Annotated in this window: 9 protein-coding genes; 4 read left to right on the top strand and 5 right to left on the bottom strand. The window is 56.1% G+C overall.

The features are described 5' to 3' along the window. Positions 1 to 494 precede the first annotated feature (494 nt). From ACJY2L_RS11085 to pepA, 4 genes are all read right to left on the bottom strand, one after another. Positions 495 to 998, bottom strand: a complete 504-nt coding sequence (locus tag ACJY2L_RS11085; RefSeq protein ID WP_439213698.1) for a GNAT family N-acetyltransferase — start codon at positions 996 to 998, stop codon at positions 495 to 497. 79 nt (positions 999 to 1,077) lie between these two features. After that, entirely contained in the window at positions 1,078 to 3,933 is a 2,856-nt protein-coding gene (locus ACJY2L_RS11080; RefSeq protein ID WP_067427709.1) for a valine--tRNA ligase, read from the bottom strand. A gap of 5 nt (positions 3,934 to 3,938) precedes the next feature. Continuing rightward, a complete protein-coding gene (locus ACJY2L_RS11075; RefSeq protein WP_067427711.1) occupies positions 3,939 to 4,397 on the bottom strand; it encodes a DNA polymerase III subunit chi in 459 nt (152 codons plus the stop codon). Between the two features lie 95 nt (positions 4,398 to 4,492). Then, complete coding sequence (gene pepA, locus ACJY2L_RS11070) at positions 4,493 to 6,004, bottom strand: leucyl aminopeptidase (protein WP_067427713.1); 1,512 nt, start codon at positions 6,002 to 6,004, stop codon at positions 4,493 to 4,495. A gap of 267 nt (positions 6,005 to 6,271) precedes the next feature. On the opposite strand from pepA, the gene lptF reads away from it, so the two are divergent. Then, entirely contained in the window at positions 6,272 to 7,372 is a 1,101-nt protein-coding gene (gene lptF / locus ACJY2L_RS11065; RefSeq protein WP_067435101.1) for an LPS export ABC transporter permease LptF, read from the top strand. After that, a complete protein-coding gene (lptG, locus tag ACJY2L_RS11060; protein WP_439213696.1) occupies positions 7,372 to 8,448 on the top strand; it encodes an LPS export ABC transporter permease LptG in 1,077 nt (358 codons plus the stop codon). Before lptF ends, lptG begins: the two co-directional genes overlap by 1 nt. A gap of 643 nt (positions 8,449 to 9,091) precedes the next feature. On the opposite strand, the gene ACJY2L_RS11055 is transcribed toward lptG, so the two are convergent. Continuing rightward, a complete protein-coding gene (locus tag ACJY2L_RS11055) occupies positions 9,092 to 10,363 on the bottom strand; it encodes a DUF445 domain-containing protein (RefSeq protein WP_439213695.1) in 1,272 nt (423 codons plus the stop codon). A 645-nt stretch (positions 10,364 to 11,008) separates the two neighbouring features. Here ACJY2L_RS11055 and ACJY2L_RS11050 point away from each other — a divergent pair. Both ACJY2L_RS11050 and ACJY2L_RS11045 read left to right on the top strand, forming a co-directional pair. Continuing rightward, positions 11,009 to 11,737, top strand: coding sequence for a gluconate 2-dehydrogenase subunit 3 family protein (locus ACJY2L_RS11050; protein ID WP_439213693.1), 729 nt, complete (start codon positions 11,009 to 11,011; stop codon positions 11,735 to 11,737). 46 nt (positions 11,738 to 11,783) lie between these two features. Beyond that, on the top strand, positions 11,784 to 13,553 hold the full coding sequence (locus tag ACJY2L_RS11045) for a GMC family oxidoreductase (RefSeq protein WP_439213692.1): 1,770 nt from the start codon (positions 11,784 to 11,786) through the stop codon (positions 13,551 to 13,553). The last annotated feature ends 1 nt before the right edge of the window (position 13,554 follow it).

The raw sequence follows: 13,554 nt of genomic DNA, 5'->3' as shown, positions 1-13,554 counted from the left end.
GACCTGGTTTTTGACCTGGTTTTTGACCTGGTTTTTGACCTGGTTTTTGACCTGGTTTTTGACCTGGGTTTTGACCTTGAGGAGGCATCACAAACGCCGAGGGAAAAGCGTTTTCCAGGGCGAGTCGCAGGGATGCGGCGAGAGGGCGCGTTGAGCAGGAGCGAATCGCGGCCGGTCCGTCAGGAAAATGCTTTTGCTGAGGGAACCCGCGCAGCGGGCGGTTGTGTTTGCCGGATAGCCGGGGTGCAGGGGCGGGGCGCATGCCGCCCCTGCTCGGGCGGCCCGAAGGGCAGAACGAAATGGCCGTTGACCTGGCCCTTTAAGCAGACTGTCTTCAGGCAGAACGAAATGGCCGTTGACCTTAAAGAGGTTGAACTTGACCTTAATAGCCGCCTGCAGGGCAGAACGAAACGGCCGTTGACCTGGCCTTTAAGAAGCCCGCCTGCGCCAGGGCAAGCCAGGGCAAGCCAGGGCAAGCCAGGGCAAGCCACGCCTCACAGTGCCTTCAGCATCCTCACTTCACAATCAACATGCCCGGTGCAGCCTAGCGGCTGCGTAATATGCTCAAAGCCCAGCTGCTCGTACAAGGCAATCGCGCGCGTCAGGCTGGCGGTGGTTTCGAGGTAACAGCGGCGGAAACCGCGGTCGCGGGCGAAATCCAGCGCCTGAAGGGCCAGACGGCGTGCGAGCCCAAGACCGCGCAGCTGCGGCAGGAAATACATCTTTTGCAGCTCGCAAATATCGGGTGCGCTGCACAGGAGGGGCGCTATGCCGCCGCCGCCGACAACCTCGCCATCCATCTCCACCACCCAATAGGCGCTGTTGGCTTCGCTGTAAAGCCCAAACAGCCGGTCAAGATTGGGATCGGCGACGGTATAGCCTTTATCGGCGGTCAGGCCAAATTCAGCGGAAACGGTGCGAATCACCCGGGCAACAGAAGGATTGTCGCTGGCGACCATCGGGCGCAAATGCAGATTGAGAAGGGGTTCAGCTGTCATCGTGCAGGCTCACTGGCAGAAATAAAAAAGGCCGGGTCACATTGCCCGGCCAGTAAAAATTAACGCGTCATGCCGCAAATTACAATGCGGCAATCACCGCCTGCTGCTCGATCATTTTCGCTTTAGCCTGTTCGAACTCAGCCATGCGCTCACGCTCTTTAGCAACCACCGCTTCCGGGGCGCGTGACACAAATCCTTCGTTCGCCAGCTTGGCTTCGATTTTACCAATCTCTACCTCAAGCTTGCTGACCTCTTTCGCCAGGCGATCCAGCTCGGCGGCTTTATCCACCAGGCCGGCCATCGGAATCAGCAGCTCAGCGCCGTCGATGATTTTGGTCACCGACACCGGGCCTTTGTCGTCCGCTGGCAGCAGCGTCAGGCTGTCGAGTCGCGCCAGTTTCTGCAGGAAACTGCGGTTCTCTTCCACGCGACGTTGCGCGTCAGCACTGGCACCGCGCAGCAGCACATCCAGCGGTTTACCCGGTGAAATGTTCATTTCTGCACGGATATTACGCACGGCAACGATCGCCTGCTTCAGCCATTCGGTATCGGCCAGCGCGGCGTTATCAACCTGATCGGCGTGATATTCCGGCATCGGCTGCAGCATGATGGTATCGGCAGTAATGCCTTTGAGCACCTTCACGCGCTGCCAGATGGTCTCGGTGATAAATGGAATGATGGGATGCGCGAGGCGCAGCAAAGCTTCCAGTACCGTTACCAGCGTATGACGCGTGCCGCGCAGTTCAGCGTCGCTGCCGCTGGTCATGACCGGTTTGGTCAGCTCCAGATACCAGTCGCAGAACTGGTTCCAGGTGAACTCATAAAGGATGTTCGCCGCGAGGTCGAAACGGTAGTTATCCAGTGATTCGCGATACGCTTTCACCGTATTGTTGAACTCAGCCAGAATCCAGCGATCGGCCAGCGACAGCACTTTTTCGCCGCCGTTCATGCCGCAATCCTGATCTTCTGTGTTCATCAGCACAAAACGGCTGGCGTTCCACAGCTTGTTACAGAAGTTGCGGTAGCCTTCAAGACGCTTCATATCCCAGTTGATATCGCGGCCGGTCGAGGCCAGCGCCGCCAGCGTGAAGCGCAGAGCGTCGGTGCCGGTTGGCTCAATGCCATTCGGGAACTGTTTTTCGGTGCGCTTGCGAATTTTATCTGCCAGCTGAGGCTGCATCATGTTGCCGGTGCGTTTTTCCAGCAGCGCCTCCAGCGAAATGCCATCCACCATATCCAGCGGGTCAATCACGTTGCCCTTGGATTTGGACATCTTCTGGCCTTCTTCATCGCGAATCAAACCGGTCATATAGACGGTTTTGAACGGCACCTGCGGTTTGCCGTCTTCATCTTTGATGAAATGCATGGTCAGCATGATCATGCGTGCAATCCAGAAGAAGATGATGTCGAAGCCGCTGACCAGCACGCTGGTCGGATGGAAGGTGCGCAGCGCCTCGGTGTTTTCTGGCCAGCCCAGCGTGGAGAAAGTCCACAGCCCGGAGGAGAACCAGGTATCCAACACGTCATCATCCTGACGCAGCGCGATGTCGGCGCCGAGGTTGTTTTCCGCGCGCACTTCCGCTTCGTTACGACCCACAAACACGTTGCCCTGATCGTCATACCAGGCCGGAATGCGGTGGCCCCACCACAGCTGGCGGGAAATACACCAATCCTGAATATCGCGCATCCAGGAGAAGTACATGTTTTCGTACTGCTTCGGCACGAACTGGATGTCGCCGTTTTCCACCGCTTCCACCGCGACTTTCGCCAGCGGTGCAGTGCGCACATACCACTGATCGGTCAGCATCGGTTCAATCACCACGCCGCCGCGATCGCCATAAGGCACGGTTAAATCGTGTGGTTTGACTTCCTGCAGCAGGCCCAGCGCATCCACCGCCGCGACAATCGCTTTACGCGCGGCGAAACGCTCCATCTTCTGGAATTCCGCGGGCAGCGCGTCGGCGTAAACCGTGCTCTCTTCGCCATTGGTATCGCACACCTGCGCGCTTTCGCGGATATCACCGTCCAGCGTCAGAATGTTGATCATCGGCAATTGATGGCGACGGCCTACTTCGTAGTCGTTGAAATCGTGCGCCGGGGTGATCTTCACGCAGCCGGTGCCTTTTTCCATGTCCGCATGCTCATCGCCCACGATCGGGATGCGGCGGTTGACCAGCGGCAGCATCACCGACTTACCGATCAGATCTTTATAACGCGGATCTTCCGGATTGACCGCCACGCCGGTATCGCCCAGCAGCGTTTCCGGACGAGTAGTTGCGACCACCAGATAATCTTTGCCGTCGGCGGTTTTCGCACCGTCAGCCAGCGGATAGCGGATATGCCACATCGAGCCTTTTGACTCGCGGTTTTCCACTTCGAGGTCAGAAATCGCCGTGCGCAGCTTGGGATCCCAGTTCACCAGGCGCTTGCCACGGTAAATCAGGTTCTCTTTATGCAAACGAACAAACACTTCGTTTACCGCGTGGGACAGCCCGTCGTCCATGGTAAAGCGCTCGCGCTCCCAGTCGACCGAGTTACCCAGACGGCGCATCTGACGGGTAATGGTGCCGCCCGATTCCGCCTTCCACTGCCAGATTTTTTCGATAAAGGCATCACGGCCGTAATCCTGGCGGGTTTTGCCCTCTTCGGCGGCGATTTTACGTTCCACCACCATTTGCGTGGCGATGCCCGCATGGTCGGTGCCCGCCTGCCACAGGGTATTTTTCCCCTGCATGCGCTGATAGCGGATCATTGTGTCCATGATGGTTTGCTGGAAGGCGTGACCCATGTGCAAGCTGCCGGTCACATTCGGCGGCGGGATCATGATGCAGAAGCTTTCCTGGCTGGTATCACCATTGGGTTTAAAGTAGCCCTGCTTTTCCCAGTGCTCGTAAAGCGGCTGTTCGATCTCTTGCGGGTTATATGTCTTTTCCATGTCTGCTATGTCGTTTGCGGCGGGGGTGGCGTCGCCGTATTCAAGTGGAAGCCCACGCTGCGATACGCTTTGTAGCGATCGCGCGCCAGCTGTTTTTGCGATTCTTCGTGAGGAACGAAGTCTATCACTTCATAGAAAGCTGTAGCAAAATCTGCGAAGGTCGGCAGCAGGCTGATCAGCAGGTCACGCGGCGCGTTGCCGCGGCGCTGCGGCCAGGCCAGCTCAACCGGTGCGCCATATTTTGGCCCTTCGCCTGCCAGGTTATGCGGCACAAAGGCGGTGGAAGGGCGCTGCCAGAGCGCTTCATCCAGACGAATCGCCTGCGCTTCATCTGCACAGGCGATCAGCACACGTTTGCCCGCGCGCCAGCGCGCTTCTGCCAGATCGCACACCAGCGTTTCGACGGCGTTCAGGCCATCGATTCCCGTTTCTGTGTCCAGAATGTAGAAGGTCGCGTTTTTCATTAACTACCCGGCTGGCTCATGTTTGACAGAACGGCAGTGCCCTCTGTCGGCAGGAGAAAAAAGTCAGGGCCACACGAGGTTGGCCCTGAGGGTCATTAATCGTCGCCGTTTAATCCGGCGCGGTTTAACAGGAATTGTGACAGCAAGGCGACCGGACGGCCAGTGGCGCCTTTCGCTTTGCCGGAACGCCAGGCGGTGCCAGCGATATCCAGGTGCGCCCAGTTATATTTGCGGGCAAAGCGCGCAAGGAAGCAGGCAGCGGTGATCGCGCCGCCGGGACGGCCGCCAATATTGGCCATGTCGGCAAAGTTTGATTCCAGCTGCTCCTGATACTCATCTGCCATCGGCAAACGCCAGGCGCGATCGCCCGCCTGCTCGGAGGCGCTGATCAGCTCGTGCGCCAGCGGATTGTGGTTGGAGAGCAGTCCGCTGACGTGATGACCCAGTGCAATCACGCAGGCGCCGGTCAACGTGGCGATATCAATCACCACTTCAGGATCGAAGCGCTCAACGTAGGTCAGCGCATCGCACAGCACCAGGCGGCCTTCGGCGTCGGTATTTAACACCTCAACCGTTTGACCGGACATGGTGGTCAGCACGTCGCCCGGGCGCATTGAACGGCCATCCGGCATGTTTTCACAGCCGACCAGCACGCCAACCACGTTCAGCGGCAGTGCCAGTTCGGCCACCATGCGCATCACGCCATACACCGATGCCGCGCCGCACATGTCGTACTTCATCTCATCCATGCTGTCGGCGGGCTTGATCGAGATGCCGCCAGAGTCAAAGGTCAGGCCTTTACCGACCAGCACGATCGGTCTGGCGTCAGCATCCGGGCTGCCTTTGTATTCCATCACCGACATCAGCGATTCATTCTGTGAGCCTGCGCCCACCGCCAGGTAAGCGTGCATCCCCAGCTCTTTCATCTGCTGCTCGCCAATTACGCGCGTGGTGATGTTTTTGCTGTAGGCGTCGGCCAGCTGGCGCGCCTGCGAAGCAAGATAAGCGGGATTACAGATATTTGGCGGCATATTACCAAGGTCTTTCGCCGCCTTCACGCCCGCAGCAACCGCTAAGCCGTGCTGGATAGCGCGTTCGCCGCTGGTCAGTTCACGGCGCGTTGGCACGTTGAACACCAGCTTGCGCAGCGGACGGCGAGGCTCGACTTTATTGCTCTTGAGCTGGTCAAAGTTGTAAAGCGCCTCTTTTGAGGTCTCAACCGCCTGACGCACTTTCCAGTAGGTGTTGCGTCCTTTGACATGCAGTTCGGTGAGGAAGCAGACCGCTTCCATCGAACCGGTGTCGTTCAGCGTATTGATGGTTTTCTGGATAACCTGCTTATACTGACGTTCATCCAGCTCGCGCTCTTTGCCACAGCCAATCAGCAAGATGCGCTCAGAGAGTATATTGGGCACATGATGCAGCAGCAGCGTCTGACCGACTTTCCCCTCAAGTTCGCCGCGGCGCAGCAGGGCGCTGATATAACCGTCGCTGATTTTATCCAGCTGCTCGGCGATAGGTGACAGACGGCGCGGTTCGAAGACTCCGACAACGATGCAAGCGCTCCGCTGTTTTTCCGGGCTACCGCTTTTTACACTGAACTCCATGCACTCTCCTGAATCTTAAAGACAACGGCGTTTGCTCTCGCTAGAATGTAGCGCTTTCGTAACGCGTTTTAATCGTTGCGTAACGACGTTTAGTAAACGGACGTCAGATTGAGTTTCGGTGACAATTTCTTGTTTTTTGGTCACCCAACACGCTTGTGTCATACAATGTTAGCTATGATGTTGGCCATTGATAAAGCAAAATGGCGCATAAGCGTTGAAACTATCGATTTTCCTGCAAAAAGACAAGTTTTCACAGGCGTACTAAGCGTGATTATCATTAGATATCTGGTTCGGGAAACGCTCAAAAGCCAGCTGGCAATACTCTTCATCCTGTTATTGATCTTCTTTTGTCAGAAGCTCGTCAGGATCTTAGGGGCAGCGGTGGATGGCGACATTCCAACAAATTTAGTTCTGACCTTACTCGGTCTTGGCGTGCCGGAAATGGCACAACTTATCCTGCCACTCAGCCTTTTCTTAGGGATTTTGATGACGCTGGGCCGTTTGTACACCGAAAGTGAAATTACGGTGATGCACGCCTGCGGCCTGGGTAAAGGCGTTCTGGTCAAAGCGGCGATGGTGCTGATGCTGTTCACTTCGGTGGTGGCGGCGATCAACGTTGTCTGGCTTGGACCCTGGTCATCGCGCTATCAAAGTCAGGTGACGCAAAACGCCAAGGCGAACCCCGGCGCTGCGGCGCTGGCGGCAGGGCAGTTCCAGCAGTCCAGCGACGGCAATTCGGTGCTGTTTATCGAAGACGTTAAAGGCAACCAGTTTGGCAACGTCTTCCTGGCGCAGCTGCGGCCGAAAGGCAACGCCCGTCCTTCGGTGGTGGTGGCGGACAGCGGCCATATGGAGCAGCGCCGTGACGGCTCACAGGTGGTGACGCTGGATAAAGGCACCCGCTTTGAGGGTACCGCACTGCTGCGCGATTTCCGTATTACCGATTTCCAAAACTATCAGGCCATTGTGGGCTATCAGCAGGCGACGCTGGATCCGGAAGATGCCGAGCAGGCGAGCTTCAGCGCCTTGATGGCCAGCGACACGCTGCCGTTCCGCAGCGAACTGCACTGGCGCTTAACCCTGGTGTTCTCGGTGCTGGTGATGGCGCTGATGGTGGTGCCACTCAGCGTGGTGAACCCGCGTCAGGGTCGCGTGTTGTCGATGTTGCCGGCCATGTTTCTGTACCTGATTTTCTTCCTGCTGCAGAGTTCGCTGAAGTCGAGCGGCGCGAAAGGTCGTATCGATCCGGCGCTGGGCATGTGGGCGGTAAACATCGCCTATCTGCTGCTGGCGATTCTGCTTAACCTGTGGGACACGGTACCGATGCGGCGTATTCGTAGCCGCTTTAAGCACGGAGGTGCCGTCTGATGTTTGGCGTTCTTGACCGCTATATCGGTAAAACGATTTTCAACACCATCATGATGACGCTGTTCATGCTGGTGTCGCTGTCGGGCATTATCAAATTCGTCGATCAGCTGCGTAAAACCGGGCAGGGCGCTTACACCGCGCTGGATGCCGGTTACTACACGCTGTTAAGCGTTCCAAAAGATATTGAGATTTTCTTTCCGATGGCGGCGCTGTTAGGTGCGCTGTTAGGCCTCGGTACGCTGGCACAGCGTAGCGAGCTGGTGGTGATGCAGGCATCGGGTTTTACCCGCATGCAGGTTGCGCTGTCGGTAATGAAAACCGCGATTCCGCTGGTGATCCTGACCATGGCCATTGGTGAATACGTTGCGCCACAGGGCGAGCAGATGGCGCGCAACTTCCGGGCGCAGCAGCTGTTGGGCGGTTCGCTGATGTCGACGCAAAACGGCCTGTGGGCCAAAGACGGCAACAGCTTTATCTACATTGAGCAGCTTAAAGGCAACAGCGAACTGGATGGCATCAGCATCTACAATTTCACTGACGATCGCCGCCTGAAAAGCGTGCGTTACGCCGCCACCGCAACATGGAACGCGGAACGCAAAGTGTGGGTACTGGCGCAGGTCGACGAATCGGACCTCAACGATCCTAAACAGATTAGCGGTAAGCAAACCCTGAGCGGTGAATGGAAAACCAGCCTGACCCCTGACAAGCTCGGCGTAGTGGCGCTGGACCCTGACGCGCTTTCGATTCGTGGTCTTTACAACTACAGTAAATACCTTAAGCAGAGCGGCCAGGAAGCGGGACGTTATCAGTTGAACATGTGGGGCAAAATCTTCCAGCCGCTTTCCGTGGCGGTGATGATGCTGATGGCACTCTCTTTCATCTTCGGCCCGCTGCGCAGCGTATCGATGGGAACCCGTGTCGTTACCGGCATCAGCTTCGGTTTTGTCTTCTACGTACTCGATCAGATATTTGGCCCACTCAGCCTGGTCTATGGCCTGCCACCGATTCTCGGTGCCATCCTGCCCAGCGCCGCGTTCTTCACCATCAGCGTTTTCATGCTCCTCAAACGCCGTTAAATCACAACGGGCGCCCTCCGGCGCCCGTTCATACTCCCTTCCCCAGGCTCAATCTCAACCCACATCGAATGCCATCCTCACAACCCAGCCCTCAAACGCCACCCGCACGCACCAGGCTCACAATTCGCAACTCCCACCCATTTCACACTGCTCCTGAATTACCCCTGAACTAACTCGGCAGGCGTTAAGCTTTTAATGTTTTCAGTCTTTTCAGTCTTTTCAGTCTTTTCAGTCTTTTCAGTCTTTTCAGTCTTTTCAGTCTTTTCAGTGTCTTGAGTGTCTTGAGTGTCTTGAGTGTTTTCAGTGTTTTTGGTTTTGACCTGGTTTTTGACCTTGGGGAGGCATCACAAACGCCGAGGCAAAAGCATTTTCCAGGGCGAGCCGCAGGGATGCGGCGAGAGGGCGCGTTGAGCCTGGAGCGAATCGCGTCCGGTCCGTCAGGAAAACGCTTTTGCTGAGGGAACCCGCTTCAGCGGGCGGTTGTGCTTGCCGGATAGCCGGGGTGCAGGGGCGGGGCGCATGCCGCCCCTGCTCGGTCGGCCCGAAGGGCAGAACGAAACAGCCGTTGACCTAAAGACCTTGACCTAAAGACCTTGACCTAAAGACCTTGACCCTAAAAGCCCGCCTGCAAGGCCAACCCACCTCATCCCGCAATCCATTGCGGCAACTGTGACAGCAAATACAAAATCAGCCCGATCGTGCCGCCGACCAGCGTGCCGTTAATGCGAATAAACTGCAGATCCTTACCGATATTCAGCTCAATCTGGCGTGACATATCGCGCGCATCCCAGCCTTTCACCGTGTCGCTGATATGGCGCGTCAGGAAGTTGGCAAACTCCGGCGCCACGCTGCTGGCGGCCTGCTCCATATGCTGATTCAGCGAGGCGCGCAGGGCGCTGTCATTAACCAGCGTTTCACCGAACCAGCGGGCACCGGCGGCAACCTGCTGGCGCAGCCGCGAATCCTCTTTATCCAGATCGGCCTTTAACCAGCCGCGCACATCCTGCCACAGCTCGCCGATATAGCGATTTAGCGCCTCATCCTCTTTAATCCAGCTCTTCAGCGTCTCTGCCCGTTCAACCATTTCCGGATCGTGCTTCAGCTTCTCAATCAGCCGTTCTACCGCGCGGTTGAAGCCCAGCCGCACTTCGTGACCGCTGTTCTGGCTGACATCATCAAGGATCGAGTTAACCGCATTGGCAACCAGATCGGCGCTGTGCTCGCCCAGCCATTCAGTGGGCAGCATCTTCGCCTTCATCGGATGTTCACGCTTCAGCCAGCGGACAATTTGCCGGGCAATCTGTTCACGCGTACCGGGCCGGTTAAGCAGCGCCAGCAGCTGTTCTACCGCGGCATCCAGCAGCGCCTGATGGCGATTGTTTTTGGTCAGACTTTCCAGAATCATCGCGCCCGACTGGGTTAAATCGACCTTATCGATAGCGGCATGCACCGCCTTGCGCATAAAGCGCTGAATGCGCGCATCGTCAGTGAGATCGAGGAAGCCGCGCATCAGCTGCAACAGGTGATAACCGACCCGTTCGGCATTAGCCGGCACGCTCAGCCAGTTCGCCACAATTTGCGCCGGATCGTGCCGCCGAATCAGCTGTAGCAGCGACGGTGTATCGAGGAATTTCTCCTGCACAAAGCGACCGAGGTTCTCACCAATGCGATCTTTATTACGCGGAATAATCGCCGTATGACGCGAGATAAACGGCACCGGCACGCGCCGAAACAGCGCCACCACCGCAAACCAGTCCGCCAGTGCGCCGACCATCGCCGCTTCGGCCACCGCTTTGATGCCGCTAACCCAGATACCCGGCGGTAAAAACAGGGTCACCACGAACGTTGCCACCGCCAGACAGAGCAGCAGCAGGGCAATGCGCTTAACGCGTTTCAGTTCAGTTTCTTTATCCATAGAGAGAGTTTAGCGCGTCCTGTGATCGGTAGAGGTGTCCGGCTCGTCGTGAAAAGGTGATTGCTGTTTTATCACCCCGCCGTCGGTAGCCATTATTTATTACCTGGCCTGAATAATAACCGCTGGGCAACGGAATATCATTATTTGAGCATAATCGAATATAAGTGATGAAATCGGCGTGAATATCAGCCAGCAAAAATGGGTAAAAACGTTGTAACCGGTTTAAACAATGACGTCTTGCACGCTTTTTATAGTGTTAATCGTATTACGCTAAATTTATATATTTGCGTTTATTTTGTTAATTTAATGTTGATTTTCGGCGTTTCAGCTGTTTAAGGCAATGTGATTTATTTTCATAGGTTTAATGTGGGTATTATTTCTTTCAGGAATCATTTAAGTGCGATTTACCGCTGCGCTGACGGATAAAACCTTCCTCACTTAATTTTCCCACATTTTGTTCTGCCTTTACCGCCGAATCGTTCAATGCGCTAAAAGGCGATCTGCATGCTTTCTTTATGAAAAACACTTTGAATTTTATTATTACAATTTGAAATGTCTGTGTCCCTAAGATTGCCGGGATGTTTACCGATTATAACCCCAATTAACAATTGAATTACTTTCCTGGCATGTGAGAGCCGTGTACTGATGCTTCTACAAAAAGAAACCTCCAGACGTAAATTTCTGATGGGGTCGTTAATGGCATTGCCATTAAGCGGCCTGATTTATAAAGGCCTGACCGCCGCCCAGGCAGCCGAAATGGCTGCACCCGAATTAACCGACTATAAACCTGTCTTTTTCAGCGCCGAAGAGTGGCAGTTTATCCTCGCCGCCTGCGATCGTCTGATTCCCGCCGGTGGGAAAGGCAAAGCACCTGGCGCACTGGAAACCAACGTACCGATCTTTATCGATCAGCAGCTGCATACCGATGACTTTGGTAAAGAGATCTACATGGCCGGGCCGTTTGACCTGAATGCGCCTGCCACCATGGGTTATCAGATCCCTTACTACCCACAGCAGATCTACAAAGCCGGCATCAAGCTGGTGGATCAGTGGAGCCAGAATACTCATCAGCAGCCATTCCATGCGCTGACCCAGCAACAAAAAGATGACGCCCTGACCCAAATACAGAAAAACGGCATCGATTTCGCCGCGCTCGGGGAAAGCAACATGAAGCCGTCACACCTCTTCAGCCAGCTGCTTTCTGATACCAAACACGGCTATCTCTCCGATCCGATGTACGGCGGCAACAAAGGCATGAAGGCCTGGATTGCCATCGGCTTCCCTGGCGCGCGCGCCAGCTACATCGAATGGGTGAAACAGCACAACGTGCCGTATCCGCTCGGTCCGATCAGCGTCAAGGGTGAGCGCGCCTGATTGGCGTGCCGTCTCTCTCCGTTTTTGCATTTTTACAGGGTTTACAATGGCACAGGTAACTAAACCAGAAGTCGACGTCGTAGTCTGCGGCCTCGGCTGGGCGGGCTCGCTGATGAGCATCGAGCTGGCAATGGCAGGACTCACCGTTCGCGCACTGGAGCGCGGCCCCGATCGGGGTTACGACGATTTCGCCTATCCAAAACCGGCTGACGAATACGCCTATAACGTCCGTAATAAAGTGTTCGCCACGCCCGCTGAAGCCGCGGTCACCGTGCGCTACAACGTCGGCGAAACCGCACTGCCGACCCGCAAGTGGGGCGCCTTTGCGCCAGGCACCGGCGTGGGTGGCGCTGGTCTGCACTGGACGGCGGTACTGATCCGTCCAACGCCAACCGACATCAAGCTGAAAACCTACGCCGATCAGGCGTACAAGCCGGGTATTCTGCAGGAAGATATGCGGGTGATGGATTTCCCGTTCAGCTGGGACGAGATCGAGCCGTACTACGACAAATTTGAAAATATTTGCGGTCAGTCGGGCAAAACCGGCAACCTGCGTGGCAAAATCCTGCCGGGCGGCGATCCCTTTGAAGGCCCGCGCTCTAACCCGTATCCGCTGCCTGCGCTGGACGACACGCTGAACAACACCCTGTTCGCCGACGCGGCCACCAAACTGGGCTATCATCCGTTCCCGAACCCGTCAGCCTGTGTATCGCGCGCCTGGACCAACCCTTACGGCAATCAGATCGCACCCTGCAACTACTGCGGCTACTGCAGTAAATATCCGTGCCTGAACTACTCGAAAGCCTCGCCGCAAACCGCGGTCATGGATTCTCTGAAGCGCATGTCCAACTTCTCTTACGAAGTGCACGCGGAAGTGATCAAAGTGGTGCTGCACGACGATAAGAAAACCGCGAAGGGCGTGATCTACATCGACGAAAACGGCGACGAGTGCTTCCAGCCGGCGAAGATTGTTGTGCTCAGCAGCTTCCAGCTCTACAACGTGCGCCTGATGCTGCTCTCCGGCATCGGCAAGCCTTACGATCCGGTTAGTGAAGAGGGTGTGGTGGGGCGCAACTATGCGTTCCTGAGCAACGGCGGCGCGACGCTGTTCTTCAAAGATAAAAACTTCAACCCGTTTGCCACCGCAGGCGCCACCGGCCAGATGTTTAACGACGTTTCGCCAGGCAACTTCGATGGCCCAGGCCTCGGCTTCCTTGGCGGCGCGAAAATTCACAGCTCGCAGGCCACCGGCACGCCAATTTCCACCTCGCTGCCAAAGGGCACACCAAGCTGGGGTACCGGCTGGAAAGAGGGCATGGAAGAGTGGTACGGCCATTCGATGAAGATCAGCATCACCACCACCTGCCAGTCTTATCGCGATATCTATCTGGATCTCGATCCGAACTACAACGATGAGCATGGTAATCCGCTGCTGCGTATGACCTTTAACTGGAAACAGAACGAGCTGAAACTGCAGCAGTATCTGAAAGGTGTGGTCGGCAACATCGCCAAAGAGCTTAACCCGGACAGCATGAGCATGAGCTTCCTGCCGATGGAAGCGAACTTTGACCTGACCAAATATGTCTCGACGCACAACGTCGGCGGCGCGGTGATGGGCGACAACCCGCGTACCTCGGCGCTGAACAAGTATCTGCAAAGCTGGGATGTGCATAACGTATTTGTGCCGGGCGGCAACGCCTTCCCGCAGAACTTCCAGGCGAACCCGACCGACACCATCGGCGCGATTACCCTGATGGCGGCGCAGGCGATCAAAGATCAGTATCTGAAAAACCCCGGTCCACTGGTACAGGCATAAG

The sequence above is a fragment of the Duffyella sp. Ts4 genome (assembly GCF_051851875.1).
In the GTDB taxonomy this organism is placed as follows: Bacteria; Pseudomonadota; Gammaproteobacteria; order Enterobacterales; family Enterobacteriaceae; genus Duffyella; species Duffyella gerundensis.
The sequence above is the reverse complement of the archived record's forward strand: the minus strand, read 5'-3'. Positions and strand labels throughout refer to the sequence as shown.